This is a genomic window from Hoskinsella mucinilytica, from assembly GCF_045223415.1.
GTDB classification, from domain to species: Bacteria; Bacillota_I; Bacilli_A; order Erysipelotrichales; family Erysipelotrichaceae; genus Hoskinsella; species Hoskinsella mucinilytica.
On the sequence record NZ_JBEQZJ010000014.1, the window covers coordinates 51887 to 78810 of the forward strand.

At 35.3% G+C, this 26924-nt stretch carries 26 protein-coding genes; 9 read left to right on the top strand and 17 right to left on the bottom strand.

Annotated elements, in window-relative coordinates; translation table 11 throughout:
* Positions 1-156 precede the first annotated feature (156 nt).
* Positions 157-2019 (top strand): transglycosylase domain-containing protein, encoded by a 1863-nt coding sequence (locus tag UGRO018_RS06610; protein WP_416325680.1) that lies wholly within the window; start codon positions 157-159, stop codon positions 2017-2019.
* Positions 2020-2297: 278 nt separating this feature from the next.
* Positions 2298-3458 (top strand): NlpC/P60 family protein, encoded by a 1161-nt coding sequence (locus UGRO018_RS06615; protein ID WP_416325681.1) that lies wholly within the window; start codon positions 2298-2300, stop codon positions 3456-3458.
* Between the two features lie 149 nt (positions 3459-3607).
* On the opposite strand, the gene UGRO018_RS06620 is transcribed toward UGRO018_RS06615, so the two are convergent.
* Positions 3608-4714 carry an N-acetylglucosamine-6-phosphate deacetylase gene (locus tag UGRO018_RS06620; RefSeq protein WP_416325682.1) on the bottom strand — a complete coding sequence of 369 codons (1107 nt, stop codon included), beginning with the start codon at positions 4712-4714 and terminating at the stop codon, positions 3608-3610.
* A 148-nt stretch (positions 4715-4862) separates the two neighbouring features.
* On the opposite strand from UGRO018_RS06620, the gene UGRO018_RS06625 reads away from it, so the two are divergent.
* The 4 genes from UGRO018_RS06625 to UGRO018_RS06640 all read left to right on the top strand — a co-directional run bounded on the left by UGRO018_RS06625 (position 4863) and on the right by UGRO018_RS06640 (position 10214).
* Positions 4863-5003: a hypothetical protein gene (locus UGRO018_RS06625; RefSeq protein WP_416325683.1), complete on the top strand. Its 141-nt coding sequence runs from the start codon at positions 4863-4865 to the stop codon at positions 5001-5003.
* Positions 5004-5026: 23 nt separating this feature from the next.
* A complete protein-coding gene (locus UGRO018_RS06630; RefSeq protein WP_416325684.1) occupies positions 5027-5728 on the top strand; it encodes a response regulator transcription factor in 702 nt (233 codons plus the stop codon).
* Between the two features lie 13 nt (positions 5729-5741).
* Positions 5742-7940, top strand: coding sequence for a sensor histidine kinase (locus tag UGRO018_RS06635; protein WP_416325685.1), 2199 nt, complete (start codon positions 5742-5744; stop codon positions 7938-7940).
* Positions 7941-8012: 72 nt separating this feature from the next.
* Entirely contained in the window at positions 8013-10214 is a 2202-nt protein-coding gene (locus tag UGRO018_RS06640) for a sensor domain-containing diguanylate cyclase (RefSeq protein WP_416325686.1), read from the top strand.
* 92 nt (positions 10215-10306) lie between these two features.
* Here the strand turns inward: UGRO018_RS06640 and UGRO018_RS06645 are convergent, their stop codons facing one another.
* Entirely contained in the window at positions 10307-10630 is a 324-nt protein-coding gene (locus UGRO018_RS06645; RefSeq protein ID WP_002606956.1) for a cyclic-di-AMP receptor, read from the bottom strand.
* Between the two features lie 189 nt (positions 10631-10819).
* Here UGRO018_RS06645 and UGRO018_RS06650 point away from each other — a divergent pair, with 189 nt between their 5' ends.
* Entirely contained in the window at positions 10820-11668 is an 849-nt protein-coding gene (locus UGRO018_RS06650; protein WP_416325687.1) for a patatin-like phospholipase family protein, read from the top strand.
* A 47-nt stretch (positions 11669-11715) separates the two neighbouring features.
* Here the strand turns inward: UGRO018_RS06650 and UGRO018_RS06655 are convergent, their stop codons facing one another.
* Positions 11716-12612, bottom strand: a complete 897-nt coding sequence (locus tag UGRO018_RS06655; protein WP_416325688.1) for a helix-turn-helix domain-containing protein — start codon at positions 12610-12612, stop codon at positions 11716-11718.
* A 105-nt stretch (positions 12613-12717) separates the two neighbouring features.
* Here UGRO018_RS06655 and UGRO018_RS06660 point away from each other — a divergent pair, with 105 nt between their 5' ends.
* Positions 12718-13605, top strand: coding sequence for a PHP domain-containing protein (locus tag UGRO018_RS06660; protein WP_416325689.1), 888 nt, complete (start codon positions 12718-12720; stop codon positions 13603-13605).
* 18 nt (positions 13606-13623) lie between these two features.
* On the opposite strand, the gene ychF is transcribed toward UGRO018_RS06660, so the two are convergent.
* The 13 genes from ychF to UGRO018_RS06725 form a co-directional block, all read right to left on the bottom strand.
* Positions 13624-14727, bottom strand: coding sequence for a redox-regulated ATPase YchF (gene ychF, locus UGRO018_RS06665; protein ID WP_416325690.1), 1104 nt, complete (start codon positions 14725-14727; stop codon positions 13624-13626).
* Between the two features lie 124 nt (positions 14728-14851).
* A complete protein-coding gene (locus tag UGRO018_RS06670) occupies positions 14852-15766 on the bottom strand; it encodes a DUF7916 family protein (RefSeq protein ID WP_416325691.1) in 915 nt (304 codons plus the stop codon).
* A gap of 53 nt (positions 15767-15819) precedes the next feature.
* Entirely contained in the window at positions 15820-16611 is a 792-nt protein-coding gene (locus tag UGRO018_RS06675) for a MurR/RpiR family transcriptional regulator (protein ID WP_416325692.1), read from the bottom strand.
* A 6-nt stretch (positions 16612-16617) separates the two neighbouring features.
* Positions 16618-17025 (bottom strand): hypothetical protein, encoded by a 408-nt coding sequence (locus UGRO018_RS06680; RefSeq protein ID WP_416325693.1) that lies wholly within the window; start codon positions 17023-17025, stop codon positions 16618-16620.
* A 14-nt stretch (positions 17026-17039) separates the two neighbouring features.
* Positions 17040-17465, bottom strand: a complete 426-nt coding sequence (locus UGRO018_RS06685; RefSeq protein WP_416325694.1) for a hypothetical protein — start codon at positions 17463-17465, stop codon at positions 17040-17042.
* Positions 17466-17483: 18 nt separating this feature from the next.
* Positions 17484-17681: a helix-turn-helix transcriptional regulator gene (locus UGRO018_RS06690; RefSeq protein WP_416325695.1), complete on the bottom strand. Its 198-nt coding sequence runs from the start codon at positions 17679-17681 to the stop codon at positions 17484-17486.
* 382 nt (positions 17682-18063) lie between these two features.
* Positions 18064-18282, bottom strand: a complete 219-nt coding sequence (locus tag UGRO018_RS06695) for a DUF951 domain-containing protein (protein ID WP_416325696.1) — start codon at positions 18280-18282, stop codon at positions 18064-18066.
* Positions 18283-18293: 11 nt separating this feature from the next.
* The gene (folD, locus tag UGRO018_RS06700) at positions 18294-19148 is read right to left on the bottom strand and encodes a bifunctional methylenetetrahydrofolate dehydrogenase/methenyltetrahydrofolate cyclohydrolase FolD (RefSeq protein ID WP_416325697.1); all 855 of its coding nucleotides are present in this window, start codon (positions 19146-19148) and stop codon (positions 18294-18296) included.
* Positions 19149-19150: 2 nt separating this feature from the next.
* Complete coding sequence (gene dtd, locus UGRO018_RS06705; protein WP_416325698.1) at positions 19151-19609, bottom strand: D-aminoacyl-tRNA deacylase; 459 nt, start codon at positions 19607-19609, stop codon at positions 19151-19153.
* Between the two features lie 144 nt (positions 19610-19753).
* A complete protein-coding gene (locus UGRO018_RS06710; protein WP_416325699.1) occupies positions 19754-20623 on the bottom strand; it encodes a methionyl aminopeptidase in 870 nt (289 codons plus the stop codon).
* A 288-nt stretch (positions 20624-20911) separates the two neighbouring features.
* On the bottom strand, positions 20912-21448 hold the full coding sequence (locus UGRO018_RS06715) for a DUF5662 family protein (protein WP_416325700.1): 537 nt from the start codon (positions 21446-21448) through the stop codon (positions 20912-20914).
* Between the two features lie 131 nt (positions 21449-21579).
* Entirely contained in the window at positions 21580-22341 is a 762-nt protein-coding gene (locus tag UGRO018_RS06720) for an ABC transporter ATP-binding protein (protein WP_416325701.1), read from the bottom strand.
* Between the two features lies 1 nt (position 22342).
* On the bottom strand, positions 22343-23623 hold the full coding sequence (locus tag UGRO018_RS06725; RefSeq protein ID WP_416325702.1) for an FtsX-like permease family protein: 1281 nt from the start codon (positions 23621-23623) through the stop codon (positions 22343-22345).
* Positions 23624-24012: 389 nt separating this feature from the next.
* On the opposite strand from UGRO018_RS06725, the gene UGRO018_RS06730 reads away from it, so the two are divergent.
* Entirely contained in the window at positions 24013-25275 is a 1263-nt protein-coding gene (locus tag UGRO018_RS06730) for an EAL domain-containing protein (RefSeq protein ID WP_416325703.1), read from the top strand.
* A 10-nt stretch (positions 25276-25285) separates the two neighbouring features.
* On the opposite strand, the gene UGRO018_RS06735 is transcribed toward UGRO018_RS06730, so the two are convergent.
* Positions 25286-26743 (bottom strand): sodium-dependent transporter, encoded by a 1458-nt coding sequence (locus tag UGRO018_RS06735; RefSeq protein WP_416325704.1) that lies wholly within the window; start codon positions 26741-26743, stop codon positions 25286-25288.
* Positions 26744-26924: the final 181 nt, after the last annotated feature.

Below are 26924 nucleotides of genomic sequence, written 5' to 3' on the forward strand. Positions count from 1 at the left end.
TTTTCAATCGCTCTGATACATAGATATCTTATTATTTCCGTTTTATTATATTCCACTTTTATAATATGTGTTTTTGCATTTATTTTGGACATATTGGATATCTTTCGTTTAGAAAGAGGCATTCATGCACAAACTATTTCATATAGAGGTGGCGTTATGAAAACTTTCAAAAGGGTTTTATTTTCTTTCATTTTTTGTATATTGACCATCATGGTACTGCTTTATGGTGCAGCCTATGTGGATACGTTGTCTCTGGATGAGCAACGAAAGAACATCACCGTTTATGATAAGAATGGTGATGTGATGTATGAATCCAATTTTAAGAAGGATATGAAATGGACCAGTATTGATGATATCCCTGAGTTTATACAAAAAGCATTTGTCAGTGTAGAAGATAAACGATTTTACTATCATGCCGGTTTTGATCCGATTCGAATATCAAAAGCACTGCTTGTGGATCTGAAACATGGTAGCATTGTCGAAGGTGGTTCCACCATCACACAACAATATGCGAAAAATCTTTTTCTGACAAATGAACAAACGATATCCAGAAAAATAGAAGAGCTTTATGATTCCGCAAGACTTGAGATGCAATACAGCAAATCAGAAATTCTGGAAGGTTATCTCAATACCGTTTACTTTGGTCATGGTGTATATGGTATCAATGCGGCATCTCATTATTTTTTTGATAAAGAGATGAAGGATCTGACCACAGCCCAGGTCGCTATGTTGATCGGTATTCCAAATGGCCCCAGTATCTATTCCCCCTTCTTACATCCTGACAACGCTATCGCACGTGAGAAGTTGATACTGAACATCTTATACGAAAATGAATTGATATCAAAAGCAGAATATGATAAATCAGTGAAGGAACCACTGGCGTTATCAACAAAAGAAGATATTCAAACAAGCGGTATCGAGCAGTATTACATAGATGCTGTCATATCTCAATTAAACTCCATGCATATTAATTTGAATCAAGAGGTTGCTGTTTACACCTATTATGATCCTGATGCTCAAAAAGCATTATCCAATGCCATCAAGGTAAATACCAGTGCAGACAACGATCTGGAAGTTGCCGGTACCATTACACAACCATTTACCGGAAACATCCTTGCCATAGCAGGAGGCAAAGATTATACCATCAGTCAATATGATCGAGCGATGTATTCCTCCAGACAAATTGCCAGTACGATCAAACCGTTATTATACTACTGCGCCTTACAACAAGGCTTTACCCCTTCCACCCAGTTTCTATCACAAGAAACGACATTTCAGCTAGGTGAACACGATGAATATAAACCGGCCAATTACAACAACGATTATCCAAACAAAAAAATCAGTATGATCAATGCCATCGCAATGTCAGATAACATCTTCGCAGTAAAGACGCATTTATTTCTCGGATTAGATACCCTGGACCATGCATTAAAAGATTTCGGTGTCACGCAATCCGAACCGAATGCCAGTGAAGCTTTGGGATGCGTCAATATGTCTGTGACCCAACTTTCAAGCATTTACAATACCTTTGCCAGTGAAGGCTTATATATAGAGCCATCTATGATTTCGAAAATAACTTCCAAAGAAAAAACTTTGTATGAACGAAAGATAGAACCGAAGCGACTATTACAACGAGATGAAACGCTCATCTTGAATCAAATGTTAACCGCTACCTATGATGTCAAAAACAAGACCTATGGCTTACCTAGCATGTATGGTTCCAATCCGCAAGTCAAAGTCGGTGTGAAATCAGGCACAAGCGATTGGGATTCTTGGGTCATGGGATTTAATCCGGAATATACGATCGGGATATGGAGCGGCTTTGATGATAATCGAGATCTAGGCAAGGAATATTACATGGTCAGTAAAAATATCTTCAAACAAACCTTTGACACTTTATACGAACACAAAGATGAAGTATGGTATCAACCAAGTGATAACATTGTCATTCGTAAGGTCAACCCCATTACCGGTGAAAACAGCAGTGACGGAAGCCTATATTGGTATCTGAAAGAGTAAGGAAAACGCTACCACTAAGCAAAATCTCTGATTTTATCTATTTATAGCGTACAATTTTGGTTTTTTTGTCTATAAATGTGTGAACTATGTGTGAAATTCAAAATAATTTAAAAAACTTTTAAAGTTTCGCAAAACTCAAGAAAAGCCTTTGGATATCACGGAAATACCAAGTTTCATTCATCCTCGAACATTACAATTTCGTAAGTTTTCTTTATTTTTGGGGTTGCAAACCTTTTGGGCGTTTGTTACAATGAGTGCGTTGATGTCGAGGTGATTAGATGAATTTTATTGAAAAAAACACAAAGAAAGTCGCATTATTCCTATGTGTCGCTACTGCTGGATCAGCAATTACAACTGTATACGCAATGGAAAATTCTACTGGTTGGCAAGGTAGTGGAGCAGAAAGAGTTTATATAAACGAAAAGAACGAACCTCAAACAGGATGGTTGATCCTGGAAGACGGAGCTTATTACTGCGATGAAGCAGGACACCCTGTAACTGGATGGCAGGATATTGATGGAGAAACTTATTTCTTCAACGCTGAAGGCTTAAGAGTTACTGGAGTACAGAACATCGAAGGTCACAATTACACATTTACAGAAAAGGGAACACTGTTGACAGGATGGAACACAGAAAAGACATCTTATTTCAACAAGTTCGGAGATAAAGTAACCGGTCTTCAGAAGATTGGCGAAAAAACTTATTTGTTTGATGAAGAAGGTAATGTTAAGAGCGGTTATCAGGAAATCGATGGAGTAAAATATTACTTCAATGCTGATGGCTCAATGGCTACCGGTAAAACAAAAATTGATGGTAAAACCTATAACTTTAGTGAAGATGGTACATTAAACAAAGGATGGGTTGAAAAAGACGGCGAGAAGTATTACTATGACAACTATGGTAATGCGACAAAAGGCTGGAAAACTATCAATGATAAGAAATACTATTTTGATAAAAAAGGTCAAATGTTGTATGACTGTGAAGAATATGCAGGATACAAATTCGATAAGAACGGTGTAGCTACACCAATTGAAGAGGAAGAAGAAGATAACGATGTACAAGTTGCTTCTGAAAGTTCTTCAAGCAGATCTACTTCAAGTGGATCATCTTATAGTTCAAATGTAGGAAATGCAGATGGAAGCATTTATTCTGCTGCTATGTCTCAGATCGGTGTTAATCAGGATTGTACTGCATTGGTAAGTAATTCTTTGGCTGCTGCAGGTATTTATTTCCATGGTTGGCCATCAGATTATTTAAGTCTTGGACCTTCTGTATCTTATTCTCAGGCTCAGCCTGGTGATGTATTGGTATACAATGGTCATGTTGCAATCTATGCTGGTAACGGTATGGCTGTACACGGTGGTTTCAACGGAAACCAAACAGTATTATACTCTGCTAACTGTAGTTCAGGAGCATTTACTGTTGTAAGACCTCAGTAATACATTTTAAGAAGCAATTTTGATATTGCTTCTTTTTTTTGCGTTTTCGCATGTTTTTATTCGTTTTCAGCGCTTTTTACCATAATCATAGACTTTTACTTTAATTTTTATCAAACAGCCTTGAAACAGGCTAAAAACAAAAGAAGTGCCTATACAGCACTTCTTCCATTGATGATCACATCTACCAAATTTAATTGATGATCCAAAATAACCAAATCTATTTTTTTACCAAGACCGATTTCATGAGCATAAGTTTTTAACATCTTTGCTGCATTTAAAGAACATATGTCCAAACAATCCATCAGATCATAATGCATTTCTCGATACAAATAACGAAATGTTGTCAATAAATCACGACAACCTCGTTTCAATTCGCCATCTACATATACCGCACCGTTTATGATACTGATATGTTCATCAATGACATGTTCTCCATGCATATCCAAACCGGCATACTTACTATCACTAATGGCACAAATACGTTTACTTCCAAGTAATTGAATGACCCACTTCAACATATATGGTTGCATATGGACACCATCCATAATGATTTCACATAAACAATCCCCGAGAAATACTGCATCCATCATAGATGGTTCTCGATGATTTACTTTAGGCATGGTATTACCTAAATGAGTAATTTGAGTAGCACCAAGATCAAATGCCTCTACCGTCTGTTCATATGTTGCATTCGTATGCCCTAAAGACACCTCAACACCATATAAATGCAACAAACGGATTGCTTCTTGTGCATGTTCCATTTCACAAGCAATCGTCATGATTGCTATATCCTCATGATATTCACTTAAAAAGATTTCAAGTTCAGCAAGATTGATTTCATGTATCTGATTACGCTTTAAAGCGCCACGATACTCAGGGTTTAAATAAGGTCCTTCTAAATGAAGCCCCATATATCTTGCGCCTTTATATGGCCCTTGAAACGCTTTACGATAAGCAAGGATCACTTCTTCATATTCTTTTAACGAGCGTGAAGATATCGTTGGACAAAAAGAGGTTACTCCCACAGAAGGATATAAAGCAGCCAAAGCAAGAAGCTGTTGTGGATCACACTCATCTGCACTAACTCCCATACACCCATGCGTGTGAATATCAACAAAGCCAGGAATCGCAAGCTTACTTTCCATCATCGGTGTCTTATAATCAATTCGTTCCACAAAACCATCTTCCAGGTATAGATCACCAAATACCAGAGTGCCATCCTGTATGAACTTTACATTCTCAACAATTTTTTTCATCGTCACACCCCTCTTAACATTATTGTATTGCATCCCTATTCTATTTACAAGTAAAAATCCCATTCGTCTTTAGAAAATCTTTTGTTTTTCTTCCCTTCGCTCTTTAGAACTTTATTTTATAATGACGGTATCATAAGGAGGGAAAGCTATGAATCAAACATTACTTTTATTAGGGATATGTGCGCTATGTACTGCTTTTGTGATCACATTAGGTACAACGCTATTTCTCGATCATCAGCAGGAAAAGAAACACCATGACACTTCTCGCTTTAAAAATAATATAGTATAATGTAAGAAAAGCGAGGGGTTTTTATGAATGAGACAATTTTAATCGTAGAAGATGAAATCGAAATTGCAAATGCAATTGAAATTTATTTAAAAAATCAAGGATATGAAACAAAAAAAGCAGCGAATGGTAAAATAGCAATGGATGTCTTAGACAAACAAGAAGTTCATTTGGCCATCGTTGATATCATGATGCCTGTTATGGATGGTGTGACTTTTACCATGAAAGCAAGAGAATCTTATGATTTTCCAATTATCATGTTATCTGCCAAAAGTGAAGATATTGACAAGATTACCGGTTTGAATATCGGTGCGGATGATTATGTAACCAAACCCTTCACACCGATGGAATTGATTGCCAGAGTCAACGCTCAATTGAGAAGATACCAACGTTTTATGAAAATAGCACAGGAAAAACAAGAAACGAAGGATATATGCATTCTCGGTGGTATCGAATTACATAAGGACAGCAAAGAGGTCTATGTAGATGGTGAACGAAAGCAACTGACACCATTAGAATTTAAGATCTTGGAGCTTTTTATGAAAACACCAGGAAGAGTATATTCCAGTGAAGAAATTTATGAGCGTATTTGGAAAGAGAGCGCCATTAATACAGAAACAGTCATGGTTCATATCCGAAATTTAAGAGAAAAGATCGAACTGAATCCTAAAAAGCCTCGTTATATCAAGGTTGTTTGGGGAGTCGGTTATAAAATCGAAAAACAATAAAAGGAAGATGAATATGAAAAATAAAAAGAATGTAGATCTATTGTTGATAGGAATGATCATATTTATGACATTGATCATGCTCGCAATGAATGGATATTGTGTCAATAACGCAACTGCCAATGCATACCAACAACAGCAAAACTTTATGTCCGCAAATGAAAAAAATTCTTATGCTAATGATAATGACGAATTTCTACGACAAGAATGTGGAAATTGGATCATTCCCATTTATTTAAAATATACCAATGATGACAAATCATCTTATGGAGAATTACTCATAGAAAACTATGATGAGCTCACACGAAATGAGAAAGATATCGCAGAAAGTGCACTTTCTAATGTGATGTATCAATTTGATGTAGAATATGCCAACATTGATTATTATCTGGAAGACAACAACGCATTAAAAACAAAAGATTCAGATACAACCACCTCTTCTAAGGAAGATACTACCATCACACAACATCAAACACAAAGTACCATTTTCACAAATAATTCGCAATTAAGCAATTATCTGGATACGCAAAAAACAATTCCGGATAACGATGATTGGTATGTTGCCTTCTCTTTTGATGAAGAAGGTACCTTATTTATAGAGAGAGCCGAAAATAATCTTAAACTTTCATCGATTGAAAGTGGTTATAAAAACACAAAACAAAACATTTTGAATGAAATCGCAACTGATTATGGACGAACGGTTAAATTCAAAAAACTAACTAACTTAACGTTTGTATTTGCGGTTAGTAGTGATTCCGGGATCGGTTATAACTATGAAGAACAAGGAAATGAAATCTACAATGCCGTTTATCATGAACATCTCATCATCAATTATAGAATGGTCTATTTTTTAGGCATCACACTTATGATCATCTTATCTATTATGATACCTAAAACCAGTTATAAGGAATCTAAATTTTTCAATATGCTGAGAGATATTCCTCTTGAAGTTGGTATTTTCATCTTTGCTTTCTGCTTTATATCATCTTCTTTCAATGTCTATCCTCATTTCATTGAGAATGCTAGTATATGGGCCTTGGGAATGGATTGTTTCTGTTATATCGCATCCTTTACCTTCCTAATGTATGTGATAGGTTTAATGAAAATATCTGAACCAAAACATAGAAAAGAAGCCTTGTTAGAGGCAGGTCTATTATTTAATCCGAAACATAATGTCAAACAAAAGTTCAAAGATTTTTATCATTATTTGAATGATATGGATCTCACAGATGAAAGCAATAAGCGCATTCTAATCTTGATTCTATTGAATCTTGTATTATTGTTGTTGTTTGGACAATTTGGTCTCTTCTTCTTCCTTCCATATTGTACTGTTCTTTGTATTATTTTCACACGAAAGCATAAAAAGTATATCAAGGAATTCAACACCGTTAAAACGATTACAAGCCGCATTTCCAATGGTGACTATAAAGACCCGATTGATACCGAATTAGGCGTCTACGAGCCTTTAAAAGACGATTTAGCAAGTATTCAACAAGGGATAGAAGAAGCAGTCGCAAAAGAAATGATTTCACAACGTATGAAAAGCGAATTGATCACCAACGTTTCTCATGATCTAAAAACACCATTGACCGCAATCATCAGTTACATTGATTTATTAAAAGGTGAAAACATAACCGAAGAAGAACGTAAGAGCTATTTGATCACACTGGAAAAAAGTGCAGATCGCCTCAAACACCTCATTGAAGATCTATTTGAAATCAGCAAAGCAAATAGCGGAAATGTTTCTCTGGATTTTATGGAAGTTGATTTGATTTCTTTATTGAAACAAGTAGAGATGGAATGTAAACACAGTTTAGATGATAAACGATTAATTTTAAAACATCAATTCTCAGATGAAAAGATCCTAATACAACTCGATCCACAAAAAGCATGTAGGATATTTGAAAATCTCATTAGCAATGTTTCCAAATATGCCCTAGAAGGAACTCGTGTATTCCTTTCTGTTATTGATTATGAAAGTCGAGTAGATATCGAAATCAAAAACGTTTCAAAGGATGAACTTGATTTTACACCTGAGGAAATCGTAGAACGTTTCACACGTGGCGATAAATCAAGAAATACAGATGGTAGTGGTTTGGGCCTTGCCATTGCGAAAAGCTTTACCGAATTAATGAACGGTAAAATGCAAATCATTATTGATGGAGATGTATTTAAAGTACTCATCAGTTTTTATAATAAGCAGAAGGAAGCTTAATTTATCTTCCTTCTTTTTTACGGTTGTGACGTTTATATGATATAATGAAATAGATAAAGCAAGGTGTTCCACATGAAAAAGATACTCAACCATACCTACATCAAAGTTGTGTTCCTACTTATCATGGCTTCTCTATTATGTTTTTCTTTCTTTGATCACAGCGTTCAAAACGAGAAAAGAATCACAGAAAATCTAACATCGATCACAGAAGAAAACAATCAGCAAACCAATGCTGCCATCTATGAAAAGCTAAAAGATGAAATACACATACTTCAAATATATGCTACCTTAATATCACAAAATGAAGACATCACAGCAGATGCCTCTTTTCAAGCATTGCAACCTTTATTAGAAAATGAGCTATTCACAAGAATTGCGATCACCAATGCGGAAGGAATTTCTTTTACCAGTGATCATTTTCAACATGATTCTTCTAATCGTGATTACTACAAAGAAGGCATGAAAGGAAATTATCTCATATCAAATTTGACAACAAGTGTCATTGATCAAAGTGATGTTGTAGTCATGAGTGTTCCTATTTATCGTGACCAAGAAGTCATTGGTGTTTTACGTGCTACGCTAAATACCGCTCATCTTCATAAATATTTTGAATTATCTTTCTTATCCGGAGATGTATCCTCTTTTATCATTCAAAGTGATGGAAGAAACTTAACACAACAACAAAGTGATGATGACAATTTCTTCGCTATGTTAAAGAAATTTCATAATGATGAAGCAATCATCCAACATATGCAAGATGACCTCCAAAATAAAAAAGAAGGTAGCATCACCTTCCAATTAAATGATAAAACACGCTATGCTTTCTATTCTCCCATCAAAAATACAGATTGGTATTTACTAAGCATTCTCCCTTATTCCACAGTTGAAACAGAGCTAAGTTTTGATTTCCATCAAATCCTTATCCTAGCGATAAAAATTGGCTGTATCTTACTACTTATTTATATTTATTTCTTTTATTCACAAATACAAAACGCAAAAGATCTAAAACAAGTCAACCAACGCTTAGATGCCATCATCGCCAATACTCCCGGCTCTAGCTTTAAATATGTCATTACAAGACCTGAAACCATCATATTCTTCAAACATGGCAATTCTAAACTGATAGGATATGAAAAAAATGAAATTATCGATCTGATCAAAACAAATATCTTTTCCTTGATTCATCAAGAAGATTATACTGTATTAGTAGATTCCTTGCATCATCTAAAACCAAACACCATTGTGACCAATAGTTATCGCATTACAAATAAAAACAATGAAATCCAATGGTTTTATGATCAACGCCAAATCGTTTTAGAAGGAAATGAAGCCTATTATTATGTTCAGGTCATTGATATTACCGAAATGAAGCAAACACAGGAACAACTGAAAATCAGTGAAGAGCGAAACCAACTTATTCTTAAGGAAACCCAATCGGTTATCTTTGAGTGGAATATGAGTAAAGATTGTATTAGCTTTTCTGAATTATGGCACACCAACTATGGATATCCTACCAAACTTGAAAATTTCCTTGTATTGACCAATCAACTATTCGGACAAAGCCAACATTCTTATATACCGTTGATTGAGGACTTGGTATCAGGCAATAAAGAAAGCGATCAAATAGAATGCATTCTTCCAAAAGCGAATGGGGAACAGGTTTGGGTCAAGGTGTTCGCAAAAGCAATCAGCGATCATCAAGGATATCTGCTGAGAATCGTCGGTAGTATTTCCGATATCAGTAAAGAGAAAAAGAAAACCATTCAGTTAATGGACCGTGCACAAAAAGACGGATTGACAAAAGTCTATAATCGAATTACGATCGAACATATGATCAACCAGGAAATGCTTCACTATCCGGATCAAGGACATATGATGTTTGTGATCGATATCGATGATTTTAAGTCCATCAATGATACATTAGGACATGCCGCAGGTGATGAAGCACTTACTTCCTTCTCTTCCGCATTGACCTCTTGTTTTAGAAAGGATGATATCATCGGTCGAATCGGTGGAGATGAGTTTGTCATATTTATGAGATATCAGGCACCATTCAGTAACGCTCAGCTAGAAGTAAAGTGTCAAAAATTATTAAGCGAATTATCAAACATAACCTTAAGTTTAGATTCCAGCTACCAAATCCATTGTAGTATCGGTATCGCCATGCATCCTGAAGATGGAAACACCTATCTGGAATTATTCAAAACAGCTGATAAACGTCTATATCAAGCAAAGAAACGTGGTAAAAACACGTATTGTTACCAAGATCAATAAATCAGATTCCATGATAACATAACAAAAAGGCTGTGACCTAAGTTTTTACTTCAACTTAGTTATCACAACCTTTTTCTTCTTTTCCTTACATATTATAATTTAATAAATTTTTCTACATCAATCACAAAGATGGTAGCTCCACCTACCTGAACTTCTACAGGGAATGACGCATATCTTCCGATATCATAAGATGCTGTACTAGGTACGACCTCCGTACGTCTTCTGCTGTATTCACCAATCACTTCGATCGCTCTTTCGATCTTATCATCATCTGTACCGACAATTAATGTTGTATTTCCAGCTCTCAGGAATCCTCCTGTAGTTGCTAAACGAGTAACCTGATAGTTTTCTTTTGTCAAAGCACTTGATACAGCAGGGCTGTCATCGTTTGACATAATCGCTAAAATTAGTTTCATGTGAATAATCTCCTTTCTATTTCTATAGTCCTATTCTATCACTTATCTATGATTGGTACAATGATTTTTTTGCTAATAAATTGGATTTGCGTATGGAAGATCTATCTCCTTAATTTTTTCTTACGAGCAAAAATTGAAAAAATTTTGTGTTATAATGTACTGGCGGAATCCGCTAAAGGAAGTGAACTTATGGAAAATGTAGGATTGGTACTTGAAGGCGGTGGAATGCGTGGATTCTATACTGCCGGTGTATTGGATTTCTTCATCGAACAAAACTTTTATACCAATGGAGTGATCGGTGTCAGCGCAGGTGCATGTCATGCTTGTAGCTATGTTTCCAAACAACGAAAACGAAGCTATCGTATCAATACAAAATATCTAAAGGATAAACGCTATATGAGCTTTCATTCTTTGATTAAGACAGGTGATTTATTCGGCGCAGAATTCGTTTATGATACCATACCAAATGAATTAGAACCCTTTGATTATGAAACATATCATAGCAGTGGTATAAAAATGTATGCTGTTTGTAGTAATTTGGAAACCGGAAAAGCAGAATATTTACCATGTATTAATATGAAACATGATGTTATCTATGTACGTGCCAGTGCTTCCCTACCCTTATTATCAAGGATCGTAGAGGTCAATGGTTTAAAATTATTGGATGGAGGATGCACAGATAGTATCCCCGTTAAGAAATTTCAAGAGTTGGGTTATAAGAAAAATATCATCATTGTGACACAATGCAAAGAATATCGAAAAGGTAAAAACAACTTATTACCTATCATACGAAAAACATATCGCAATTATCCAAATTTCATCAAAGCAATGGAACAACGTCATATCGAATATAATCGCACCTTAGATGAAATAGATGCCATGGAAAAGGAAGGCAGTGTCTATGTCATACGACCAAAAGAGCCTGTTACGATTGGACGTTTAGAAAAAAATGTAGATAAATTAACTGCCTTATATGATCAAGGCTATCAGGATGCCAAAGAACAATTTCAACAAATACTTCAATTTGTAAATAGCTGAATACTGCTTCAGCTTTTTTAATATTCTAAATTAAGAATATTCTATTTTTATTTCATCATATTTCGATATGCTCTTGGTGACATCGATAACATTCGCTTAAATTGTTTCGCAAAATAACTGGCATCGCAAAACCCGCAAATACCCGCTATTTCACTAATGCTTTCCTCACTTGTCCCCAACATCTCACATGCTTTCATGATACGATATTTCATTAAAACCTGCATAGGTGATTCTTTTAAATGTTCTTGAAAACAACGAAGGACCTCACGTTCACTGATATTGGCATGTAGTGCCAAATCTTTTAGTCGCAATGCCTCCATATAATGTTGTTTTAAATAAGACATCATAAGCTTTAACCGTAACACCTCTTGATCTTCCATATGACTCTCACAAGAGGTTGTCATAGGATGATGGCGTAATACATACAACAAAATCGTTGTTATTTTCTCTCTTAATACAAACTCATATCCATAGGCTTCCTCTTGGCAAATAAGATATGCCTCATAGATTCCTTTGGCTTGATTCACTTGTTCCTCATTTTGATGGTCGAATATTACATATGGTATGGTTTGAGCATGTAGAAGTGGTACCATATACTTAGTTTCAAACACGCTTTGTTCATCTGCGGAAACAAAACGATGAGAAAACACAAAGGAATACAAAATTGCCGGTTGTTTTATCTTTTCTATTTGATGCAAAACAGCCGCATTGATCCAAAGACCATCTCCTTGTTTTAATATGATTTCATTTTGATACACTCTTACAAGCACTTCTCCTTGCACTACATAAATCAATTCCAATTCCTCATGCCAATGCCAAGGAACCTGTTTGGCCACAAACCGATCCATATCATTATAATATGCGCATAAAGGAAACCCTTGTGAATATGTGACATTCAATTGTTTATTCTGACTATTTCTTTCTACACTGCATTCTTGTATCATGCTTATCACTCCTGTCGCTATTATCATAGTTTATGGCTATATTATTATAGCTTTTCACTAAATTTGTCAATATAATACAATTAGTAAATGAAAGGAGCTGTTGATATGAATAACATAGATTTACATATGCATTCTCATTATAGTGATGATGGCGAATTTACACCTGCAGAGTTAATGCGTTTGTGTAAAGATGCCGGACTTCAAATTGTCGCAATTGCCGACCATAACACAATAGAAGCAATACCGGAAGCAAAAAAGGAAGCTGAAAAACTTGGATTAACCTATCTACCTGCTGTAGAACTGGATTGTCAAATTCAAGATGTCAATTTACATGTGTTAGGATATGGAATCGATGATCAAGACAACAATTTAATAAAAAATGCAGAAAGAATGTCAAAACTTTCTATGGAAGCTTCTTCCATACAAATAAAACTATGTGAAAAACTTGGCTTAACGATCGATCACGATGCTTGTTATGCCCTGGCGAAAAATGGTGCTGTAACCGGAGAAATCATTGCAGAGGTAGCTTTAAGTGATTCACGTAATCATGAAATATTAAAAGAATACCTCCCTCAAGGATCACGCAGTGATAATCCTTATGTCAATTTCTATTGGGATTTTTGTTCACAAGGAAAACCAGCCTATGTACCTATGGATTTCATTTCCTTAAAAGAAGCAGTGGATATGATTCATCATGCAAATGGAATCGCTGTTTTAGCTCATCCCGGAAACAATACCAAGGAAAACATACCATTACTTGACGCCATCTTTGCCCAAGGTGTTCAAGGTATGGAAGTCTACAGCAGTTATCACACACCTCAACAAATTCAATTTTATGAAACCTACGCAAAACATCACCGTTTATTGGTAACGATGGGAAGCGATTTTCATGGAAAGACCAAGCCTTCCATATCATTAGGAGGCAGTGGCTGCCCTGATACCAGTCTATTCCAAGATGAAATCTTAAAAATGAAAAACGATCACAAAGGCTAACCTAAGTGGTCGTTTTTTCTATACATTAAATCTAAAGTGTAAGACATCTCCATCTTGAACGACATAATCTTTACCCTCTAAACGTAGCTTTCCTGCTTCCTTAACAGCAAGCTCTGTTTCTAAAGCATCGATATCATCAAACTTATAACATTCTGCACGGATAAATCCTTTTTCAAAATCCGTATGAATGACACCGGCACATTGAGGTGCTAGCATACCTTTTTTAAACGTCCATGCACGGCATTCATCTTCACCGGCTGTTAGGAAAGTACAAAGATCAAGAATACGATAAGCTGTTTTGATCACCTTATCCAAGCCACTTTCAGGAATTCCAAGCTCTTGTAAGAACTCATTTTTTTCTTCCTTATCCAGTCCACTTAACTCCTCTTCGATCTTAGCACAAACCGGCACAACTTCATTATGTTCTGCTTCTGCAAATGCTTTGACCTTTTGATAGTTTTCATTGCTATCTGGATCAGCGATTTCTTCATCAGACATATTTGCGATGTAAATCATCGGTTTTAATGTTAATAAGCTGAATGCTTTCACGATCATCAATTCATCATCGCTTAAATCTACACTTCTTGCAGGCTTCCCTGCCTCCAATGCTTCCTTCAATTTTTTCAAGACCGCAACCTCAGCAACACTATCCTTATCACGATTGGTCATAGCCTTACGTTCTACCTTACTAAGGCGGTTTTCTACTGTTTGAAGATCTGCCATGATCAATTCTAAATTAATGATTTCAATATCACGAATTGGATCTACACTTCCTTCGACATGGGTGATATCCCCATCCTCAAAGCAACGTACCACATGGCAAATCGCATCAGTCAAACGGATGTTACTTAGGAATTGATTTCCCAAACCTTCACCCTTGCTGGCACCTTTTACCAATCCGGCGATATCTGTGAATTCAAAAGTGGTATAAATGGTTTTTTTCGGGTGGAATAACTCCACAAGTCGATCGATTCTATGATCAGGTACTTCTACAACTCCGACATTGGGCTGTATGGTCGCAAACGGATAGTTTGCTGCTTCTACCTGGCTTTTTGTAATTGCGTTAAATAATGTTGACTTTCCGACATTCGGAAGTCCTACAATTCCTGCTGTTAATGGCATATTATCATTCCTCTCGCCCTATCATTCTATCTTTTTTTATGTTCATATGCAAGCAAATATCAGAATAATCCTATAAAAACATCTCCATAAACAACAGTTTTATCTCGATTCTATGAATACCTATTTATCGATGAATCGATCTAGCCATACGTGCATAGGTATGTCTTTTTCCACGAATCGCAATGCTATAAGCCATAATACTTTCAGGCACTACCGGCGCAAAGCCTGCATCACCTACATGATGTAGATCTGTACCGCACATCTTACACATCAATGCAATATCTCGAATGGTAGATTCTTCAGCACCCTCTTGAGAGGTCCCGATAGATGTCAAAGTTAATACATCCAAAGAATGTGCATAAGTAACCATATCCTTTACATAGTCCAATGTAATACCCGGTACAGTTCCCGGAGCTGGAATCAAAATAACATCAGCACCGGCATCGACAAAGTCCTTTATCGTTTCTTTTGTGATGATATGTTCTCCGGCTTCTTTTTTTGACCCTGCCGCATGCATCTTACCTGCCATTAAAACAATATCATCCCCAACTGCTTCCTTCATCTTTTTCAGATTCTCTACAATGGTGTGATTGCTAACTCCTGTTCCCGGATTTCCTGTTAATAGAATAAAATCAATCCCAAGTTCTTTCGCCTTTAACGCTGTTTCTACACTTGCCTGTCTTCCTTCACAAATCGTTTGAATATCTCCAATCGTTGTCGCTTGTGTATCGATCGGCTCAAGATTGACTCCGATCAATCTTCCTGTAAGTCGCTTCAATTCTTGAATCACTTCTTCATCAGGAACATGATGTATCCCATCGATATGTGGATGATTCACATCAAACATATTCAATAATAGAATATCAGCTCCAAATGCTGCGCTGATTTCCGCATTGGTCATAGGTGGTAATAAACTATCATTACATAAAGAACATTCCGCAATCAGAATACGACCCTCACTTGATTCCAAAGATTCTAAAAGTTCCTTTTTGTTCATTGCCTCCATATCAGAAAAATTACAATCCAAAAAACGTTTCATAAGTTGTTACCTCACTTTCCACCTACAGTATAACAGGTATCGTGTGGGATTCCTCAAACGCTTTTTTCCAGTTTTGGAAAATTCGCATAAGCAAACGCAACCTTCACAAATAAACAAGATATCTGAGCCGCCGTATCTAAAATAGTATCCTTAAATTGGAATGGAAAGATATATGGTGTCAATTCCATAAAGCTTTCATCATACACAGAAGTAATGATCACCAAATGCTTACCTTCCGCCTTTAATTTAAATAACAATGCTAGATGTTCTTTGATCCATTCTCCTTGTAAACTGATCAGCCAAACAATAGAACTTTGTTTGAAACGTAGATGGATAAAGTCTTCATCCAAATCACGCAAAACACCCTGAACATGAATCTGAAATGGTTCTAAATAATTACGCAACACATGAACACAGGTATAGCTATATGGTGCATAACAAACACCGATTTCTTCGCTTTTCTGCATAAATCCTGCTACTTGTTGTATCATTTCTTCATCATGGTATTGCATATAAAAAGTTAAATTTTGTTGTTCTTCTTGTAAATAAGCAACACATGCTTCTTGATAACTTGTTTTCGCAAGTTCTATCTGATGATTTACTGAGGATAATTCTTCCTCTTTTAAACAATCATTTCTCAATTCCTTAAAGCTATGATAATTCAACTTATGACAAAACTTTGTCACTGAAGCCGGGGTGGTAGACGCAAGTCTTGCGATATCTTCAATTAATATATCGGGAAATCGATCAAATTGGTTTAATAATACATTCGCTATTTCAAAATCCACAGATGATTTCTCTGCTCTATACAGAAAGATCATCAATCTGATATATGCATTATTCATATCGTGTTATTTCCATTCCTTACGCATATACCACAAAGAACCAGTGATACATAGTAACATACCGGTATTACATATAGATACAAAGCCGACACTTTCACCTCTCATGATATCAAAACAAAGCAATCCCAGAACCATTACTGTTAATGCAGTAAAAACAGAAATGACCATAGTTGTTCTTAAACGACTGAATAAGCCAAAATAGGCATCCTTGATGATACATGAAGTGGAAAGATATCCCAATAATATCAAGCTGGCTCCAATCATAAAATCAGAAAAACCTATCTTCTCTTCAATCGCATAAATACCGAAATCATTGATCAATGCAGCCCCCAGCATTAATACAATTGCTAAAATAGATGCATGTAATGCAATTTTCCCTCTCACCATTGCTTGTCTTTCATCAAATTGATCCATTTCTATCATCTCCTTTATCCTTTCTTTTTTCTAGCCCATATACAATAACAACATGCAATACATAAGAAACAAACATTTATGAAAAGCATCCCATAAGTTTCATTGATTTCATAACCTATAAAGAATGCTCTAGGATCCAGTTTAAGAGTAGCGATATAAAGCAAGGCTCCTAACCCACCACAAATTAATAAAATGATGACAGCAGAATTATGCTTTGGCGAAACATTACTATAGATTCCCTTTTCCATCATTTCAATTGATGTGATGGTTACGAAAAGTGTCATCCAAACAAAATTACTCATATCACCAAATAATCGAACGCCAGTGATCATGTTGTAACATAAATCAAATAATAAGATACCAAATATGACAAAAACCATATGTTTAAATGCATGTCCTCTCATCCACAATTGTCTTTCATCAAAATATTCCATCTTCATTTTATTACCCTCCTCATTTCATTCTTCCCAAAATAGTTCATCTAATGTTTTATGCAATGCTTTACATATCAAAATACAAAGTTTGATACTAGGATTATAATCCCCTTTTTCGATTGCATTCATGGTTTGTCTTGTTACCCCTACTTGATCAGCCAATTCTTGTTGAGTTAGATCCAGTGCCGCTCTTGCCGACTTTAACTTTAAATTTTTCGCCATTGCATCATCTTCTTTCCATTTATATGATATCTCTCACCATACAAAATGTCAAGTATATACGACATTATATCATAAATATTTGATTAAATTAAAAAATCTATAGCATACACTATAGACATTGATGATACTTTATGAATAAGATTTGATACAAAAATAAAATCTAATATTTCTGTTATTTCATTAAGATTCTGTTTCGTGAATCGTTGTAAACACGCCGTAAAGAATCAGTAGCTCGACATATGCAAAAACACCGCCAACATTTACTATAATAAATATCAGTGGTGTTTTTCTTCTAAAATCAGAATGAAAAAGCTTACTCTTATCTAGATTAAACAACATCTCTAGTTCACAAAATGAGAAACCCTTTTCATACCATATAATATTATTTTTCTTCCGCTTCCTCTTTCGGAGCCTTTTCTATAATTCGTTTTAATTTTTTCTCAAACTGTACACGTGGAAATAACACGCTGGTTCCACATCCTAAACATTTGATACGGATATCCGCCCCCATACGAATGATCTTCCAATATTTTGATTTATGACATGGATGTTCTTTTTTCATTTCCACGATGTCGTTTAGATCATAATCCTGAATTGGCATAAGACACCTCCTTATCCTTCTCTTTTATGATAGGACTGTAATGTGTTTTCCAAAAGCATCGCAATGGTCATTGGACCTACCCCTTTTGGAACCGGTGTGATAAAACTTACAAGCTCCTTGACATCTTCAAAATCTACGTCTCCACACATTTTATTGTTTTCGTCACGATTGATACCAACATCAATCACAACTGCTCCCGGCTTCACCCAATTGTGATCGATAAACTTTGGTTTTCCGATCGCCGCAATAAGAATATCAGCCTCTCTACATAGTTTTTCAATATCCTTCGTACGTGAATGGCAAACCGTTACCGTTGCATTTTGATTCATTAATAATTGCGCAACCGGCTTTCCTACAATATTACTTCGACCAACAACAACTGCACGTTTCCCGCTTAGATCCTCATAACCGATGGTTTTCAGAATACGAAGAATCCCTTTCGGTGTACAAGAAACAAAGGTTTCTTCCTGTAAGACTAATTTCCCCACATTGTAAGGATGAAATCCATCTACATCCTTAGAAGGATCGATTGCAAAGATCACATGATCCTCTCTAATATGACTTGGCAATGGCAATTGTACCAAAATACCATCTACACTTGTATCTTGATTCAATTGCTGAATCAGCGCAAGTAACTCTTCTTCTTTCACATCTTGAGAAAGGCGGATCAATTCATTTTCCATTCCGATCGCATGACATGCTTTTTCTTTTCCTGTTACATAAGAGATACTTGCCGGATTATCTCCTACCAATACCACAACCAACTTCGGAATACGTTTTCCCGCTTCCCTAAGCTGATCGATTTCTATTTTCATATTTGCCTTAATATCTTTCGCAATTTCACTACCATATACAATTTCGCTCATCGTCATCCCTCCATACCCAGCTCTGCACTATCTAAGATAATTGTCACTGGTCCATCATTCAAAAGTTCTACCTTCATATCAGCACCGAAAATACCGGTTTCCACATGAATTCCATAGCTTCTTAGTTCCTCATTAAATGCTTCATACATCGGATTGGCAATTTCACCCTTTGCGGCTTTCTCAAACCCAGGACGTCTTCCCTTCTTACAATCTGCGTATAAGGTGAACTGTGATATTGACAGAATTGCACCTTTGATATCTGATAATCCTTTGTTCATTTTTCCAAGCTCATCTTCAAAAACACGAAGTTCTGCGCATTTTTTCGCAAGTTTTTTCACAATTTCTAACGTATCACTCTGTGTGATTCCCACCAATGCCAAAAACCCCTGTTCAATGCTTCCGGTACAAACACCATCTACCTTAACACTGGCATGAGTGACTCTTTGAAGTACGATTCTCATTCTATCACCTCACTGTTACCTTAGTATACCTTATGTCTGAAACAATCTCAATCTTGAAATTAATTTTTTCCTATTTACTTATAAAGAAAAGAGAATACAAATCACATAAGGTAGTTGTCTCTTTGTATTCCCTTCTAATGTTGATCAATAAGTCAAAATTTCTATACCATGTTCCGTTACTAATAAAGTATGCTCCCATTGCGCACTTAGTTTTCCATCACTGGTGTAAGAAGTCCATCCGTTATCTTCATCAATATATAAATGATAATCTCCTTCATTGATCATAGGCTCGATCGTAAATACCATGCCAGGAGCTAATACCATTCCATTCCCTTTTCTTCCTACATGTGGAATGATAGGGTCTTCATGAAACTCTTTTCCAACACCATGTCCCGCAAAATCAATGACTACGCTATATCCGTTCTTATGCGCATGTTCTTGAATCGCTGCACCGATATCTCCAACATAACCCCATGGTTTCACTGCCTTGATACCGATTTCCAAACATTCTTTTGTAACTTCAACCAAACGTCTAGCTTCCTCACTCACTTCACCAATCATGAACATTCTGGAAGCATCACTGAAATATCCATGAAAGATGGTAGAAACATCAACATTCACAATGTCTCCTTCTTTCAAGATCACATCTTTACTAGGAATTCCATGGCATACTTCATCATTGACTGATGTACATACACTTTTAGGAAAGCCCTCATAATTTAATGGTGCGGGAATAGCACCATGATTCACTGTGTATTCATATACCAAAGTATCGATCTCATCTGTACTCATACCTACATGAATGTGTTTTGCGACATGATCCAAAACGCCCGTATTGATTGCCGCACTCTTTTTAATTCCGATAATATCTTCTTTGTTTTTGATCAAAGAACGATCCGGTATGGTTTTTCCCTGTCTTGCCAATTCCATTAATTTTAAATCAAATTTTTCATGACATTGCTTATATTTTTTGCCGCTACCACACCAGCATCTAGTATTTCTATGCATTTCCATGTCAAAGCACCTCTTTTTCCACAACTAGTATATCATGTATCGCTTCATTTTTCATATAAATCTATTTTTAAATTCAATATGGAAAAGGCTCCTGTGAGGGGGCAGGAGCCAATAGATGAGGGAAGGTAATGAATATTGGAAAGCATCATCCGATTGAGGAAATGTTGTATTCATCACCATAAAGGGAATACAAGCTGTTTTGCTTGTGTCTATACTATATAACTATTAAGTGAAAATTACGTGAACACTATTTGAATAATTATAGAATTCAATAAACCAAATAACACATCAATTATGTTTTCTTTGAGTTAAAACATCTTTTTTGATATACGAAATCGTCTTATCTAACCCATGATCTTTCTGATATATCAAAATATGTTCAAGTAGCGCTTTTGTTTCAGGATGCATGAGCACATGATCATATCCATTCATAAAATAGTCATAGGCACTTGCATCGGTATAATTTTCTTTCATATACGTCATACTTGCCGCTGTTCGATCACAATACATTTCTACAACATATTCTACTGGCATTTTTACCGCTTTGATACCACCCTTCGCATTATCTAGCCAATACTCCCAATGGTGAGGATTACGACCTTTGTGATGAAGCCATCCCATGGAATAACCTTTTACCTCTTTTTCTCTATTGATCGGGCTTCTATTTCCTTGGAAATAACGTACTCCCGCAATAAATTCTACCGGTGTATATTTTGAAAGATCATGTTTGAGGCCCTGACGATAAAGTCCACATCGAAAACAAAGCTTCATAACTCTCCATTTGTGTATCGTAATTGTTTTGAAATGTCCCCATAAATTATGCATGATCTCATCCTTTCTAATCTATTCTATTTTATCACGGCTTCCAAAAAGCGCAAATCACAAATGCCCTTATGAAATGCAAAAAGGCACAAAACTTTGATATATTGTTTTATGCCATGTTATTGTTGATTCAATTATCGTATAAAATGAATCCGATCTTTTAGATTAAATGAAGCAATCTCTTCATAATAGGTGCTCTGATCTTTTTCACCTTTTTCAATCACATGCTCTATCACACCATCTCTAAGAAATAAAACTTTTTGAGAATAACTAGCTACCATAGAGTCATGTGTGACCATCATGATGGTCACATTCTTTTCCGAATTCATTTTCTGCATGATTTCCAGAACATCATGTGCATTGGTTGAATCTAGGTTACCAGATGGCTCATCCGCAAACAAAATACTTGGCTGATGAACCATTGCTCTTGCAATCGCAGTTCTTTGACATTGTCCTCCACTACAATCATTTGGTAACTTATCTTTAACCTCGTTGATATTTAAAGAATCTAAATATTCCTGTATTTTAGTTTCGATCATCTCTTTTTTTCCCTTTTGTAAAGCCAGTGGTAAGGCTAAATTATCATAAATCGATAAGGAATCGATGAGATTAAAATTTTGGAATACATAACCGATATGACCTCTTCTGAAACGACTGATTTCATTTTCTCCCATCTTACTGATGTTTATATCATTGATTTCCACAATTCCAGAGGTGATCGTATCCAGCCCACTTAATACATTTAATAATGTTGATTTTCCTGAGCCACTTGGTCCCATGATACTAATAAATTCTCCGGCATTTACTTGTAGGCTAACATCATTTAAAGCCTTTACTTCATTTTCTTTTCCTTTATTGTAAATTTTATATACGTTTTTAGCTTCTAGTACGCTCATATTAATTCCTCCTGTTCAATACTGCTCGAAATGGCAACTCACATATTTTTTCACATAAGATAACAAAGAAAGGTAACGTGATAAAGATGATCGCAATCAACATCTTATCTACATTTTCATAAATCATAAACTTCACAGCAGCGATACCTACCAATACAAACGGTAGTAGAAAAATCAATATAAAGTACCATCGTTGTTCGCTTTTAATCAAATGAATCAACATTGAGTTATCATAACCAAGAGAGCTTAAAGTCTGATATTGTTTACTACGAGCACTTGCGAAAGAGCTCATATTGTTGTAAATGCATAACATCATCATGGAAATCATTAAGATAAAAGATAATGAAATAAATGTCATCGTTAATGAGGAATCAGAATTACTACATAACAAAATGCTTAATAGCATCATAGATATTGATATCATTTTTGTCAGCATTCCATTCTCTTTCACCAATGTCACAAGGTTTGCATATAGCATACTTTTCACAGCATCGTAACGTTTTCTTGTCTGTAGCTTTTGAAAGATCATAGGTAGGATAGAATGAAAGATCCCGCTGATGCCAAACATTGCGATAACCATATATAAAATATATAGGGGCAAAACCGGTGGGATGATCAAGATCATACCCAATGGTAAAAAATAACCAACCAAAGAAAAGATTTTTTTACCGGGTACGATATCTTCCGCTTGCATGGAAGATACAGATTTTATAAGCTCAAATTTGTTTGTTCGGTATACATAACCAATATCACATAGCCATAGGAAAAATATCATGACGATAATGATGAGAAATCCCAAAAGATAAGATGTCATATCATATGAGAATATTGATATTTCTATAGGTGAAACCTGATTCATACATAAATTGATCAGCGGAAGCCCAATGAAGGAAACCATGATACCAAAGAATATTGCGGCAAGCATGCAGATGAAATGCTGAATTGCGAAAAATTTAGTGATATCTAATAAGCTGGCTCCCGACATTGCCAGAATACTTAATGTCCTTTTCTGATTTTTTAAATACGTTTCATTCGCAAAGAACACAAGTGCAATTGCAACTGCGATGATAGACATTGACATCAAAAACAAATACATGATAGGTAACTCACTACTTTCTATCATTTCCTTTGCTAAATCACCTTTCAACCCTAAGGTCGGATTGCTCATATAATGCGAAAAGATGATAGATACAGCACATGCTAATGTAAGATTCATAATTAAAAAATAATACTTTTTCTTCTCATTTTTCATAGAGGTAATCGCCAATTTACCTATATTCATAAAAACCTCCTCCTTTATCTGCTGCCATTATACAGTCTTTCTGAAACAAGATGAGGATCACTCACATAAGAGGTTTCTTTTTATACATAAACGGAACATAATATTTTATTTTTCATTTATTATTCACACAACTATCACATTCATGTTGTATAGTATACATACAGGCAGATGAACTGCTTGTAGAATCTAATTGGTAATGGAAGAAAGTTTCCCCATCCCTATAAAAATCAAAAACTATCATGTTTACAATATGACTTCCATTACCTACCTTCATGCTAGACTCTCATTCCTCATGAGAGTCATTTTTTTGTTTTAATCATCGTTATGATGATGTTAGGTAAGAATGAATATGTTATAATGGAAATAACTAGTAAAAGAGGTGCAAGGCTATGATAGAAGAAACCTTAACAGAATTAAAAATATATTATAAGCAAGCTTTGCATTCTGATAAGCATTACGCTTTGATGAATATGAATATAAAGAAATTTCGTTACTTAAATTATGCTTATGGGAAAGAAGCCGCAGATCAGATGCTTCAAGTTGTTGAACAATTTCTTTGTGACTTTATAAAAGAAGATGGTATAGCGAAACAAATATATGCGGATGATTATGTGATGATCGTAACCTATGAAACAGCTCAACAGCTAGAAAAGAAATGGTTATATGATATCGTCGATGCTATTTTTGAAATTGATCATCCGATTCTATATCATAATATTTATACATCTTTCGGTATCTTCCTCATGGACACAAAAGATGTTCCTTTTGAGGAAGCATGCGAAAAAGCACAGTTTAGTCGTATCATGTGTGAAAGTCTAAAACGAAGAGCATTTAGCTACGAGTTTTATAATCAAAAACTGTATGATGACTATATGAATGCTTGTTACTTGGAGGAATACAGTGCTAAGGCTAGAGAAAAAGGCTTTTATCAAGTTTACATTCAGCCTAAAGTTGATTTAAAAACAAGAGAGATTACAGGAGGAGAAGCACTTCTTCGACTATTTGATCAAGGAGAACTCATCCCTGTATCTAAGTTTCTGCCAATGTTAAACAAGAACGGCTATATCCGTATGATCGATCTTCAAGTATTCGAAACAGTACTTAAAGAAATTCAAACAAGATTACAACTAGGTAAGCCTATGGTCAGAATCAGTTTCAATATTTCTAACTCCTTTTTCTATGATGAATTTATTATCCAGGATTATCGTAATGTCCTTGAAAAATATGATGTAGATCGAAGCTACTTAGAATTAGAGTTTATGGAAAACATCAGCACCAATGAAGAAAAGATGAAAGAACATATCCGTTCTTTCCATGAAATGGGCTTTTATTGTTCTTTAGATGATTTCGGAAACGGTTTTTCTAATTTCAATCTTTTAAAGGATAGTAATCTAGATGTAATCAAAATTGATCGTTGTTTCTTTCAAGAGAAATTAAGCGAAGATGCCAAAGAAATATTAAGAACCATCATTCATTTAATTAAAATCTTAGGTATGGAGGTCATCGCAGAAGGTGTAGAAAGGAAAGAAGATATAGACTTTCTATCAACGATTGATTGTGATGCCGTTCAAGGATTCTATTTCTATAAACCAATGCCAATGAAAGACTTTTTTGATTTAATTGACCAAACAAAAACACGTCAAGATTCTTAATGACGTGTTTTTATTTGTTATGTTTACGTTTCTTCATAAACGCCTGTAGAGGTATATATAAGATACAAATAATCACGATCAAAGGTATCATGATACTGAATGGACCATTGAATTTATCTAGATAGCCTTGTATAAAAATATATAATACGATGATCGGTAAAATATAAGATATGTAAAATTTTAATGCTTTCGGGAATTTTAAACCTTTTCCTGTATTAGCTTCTTCAATAAAATGATCCCATCCCCATCCATAACGAAAGGTACAGAATAATAGATATAATAAAGAACCCAAAGGAAGTAAATTATTAGAAACGATAAAGTCTTCCAAATCCTGTATTGTGGTTCCTTCTCCCAATGGTTGAAGAAAACTTAATAGATTAAACCCTAGTGCACAAGGTAAGGATAATACTAAAATGGCGATAAAATTAACGGATACCGCTTTTTTTCTTGTCCATCCAAGATCCATCGCAAAAGCAACGATGTTTTCAAAAACTGCAATGATAGTAGTTAGTGCCGCAAAGGACATGAAAAGGAAAAATAACGTTCCCCATAGCCTTCCTCCAGGCATTACATTAAAGACATTCGGCAGGGTCACAAAGACCAATCCCGGTCCACTTCCCGCATCCACATGAAAAGCAAAACATGCAGGAAAAATGATCAATCCGGCAACAAATGCAACCAATGTATCTAAGATACTGACATTCAAGCTTTCTCCAAGCAAGCTATGATCTTTTCCGATATAACTTCCAAATACAGCTAAGGCTCCAATCCCTAAACTTAACGTAAAAAACGCTTGACCCATAGCCGCAAACACCGAATTCCAAATTCCATTTTCTAACATTTTACTAAAATCAGGAATCAAATAAAATTTTAATCCTTCCATCGCATTTGGTAAAGTTACACTTCTTATTACCAAGACGATCATAACAACAAACAAACAGCTCATCATATATTTGCTTATTTTTTCCACACCATTTTGAAGTCCTTTACTACACACAACAAATCCAATGATAGTAATAGCGACCATCCAAAATAAATTTTCATAGGGACTTGATAACATATCATCAAAGCCTTGTGTAACTGCTTGTGTTGCTTTACCGCTAAAATCTCCGGCTGCCATTTTCATACAATAATTTAACATCCATCCACCAACTGTGGTGTAAAACATCATTAACAAATAATTTCCGCCCATACAAACATATTTGATCAAATGCCATTTGGTTCCTTTTGGTTCTAAAACATCAAAGGATTTTGCGGATGATTTCTGTGATGCCCTACCAACAGAAAACTCCATAACCATTATCGGTAAACCAAGAATCACCAAAAACACCAGATATAGCAACACAAATGCTGCTCCTCCATATTGACCTGTAATATAAGGAAATCTCCATACATTTCCTAACCCCACTGCACAGCCTGCAGAAATTAAGATAAACCCAATACGAGAGGAAAATTTCTCTCTTTTCATATACTCACTCCACTCTTTACCAATTTATTTTAAATTGGAAGGTTAATGATGTCAAACGTATTTGTATTTCTTTTCATGAATCACATGTGAAAAGTTAAATTCCACCGAAACAACAAAGCATAAAGTTTTTTTACTCAACGTGATTTAAATGATCCTTCTGGTTTAAAAAACGAAAAAAATT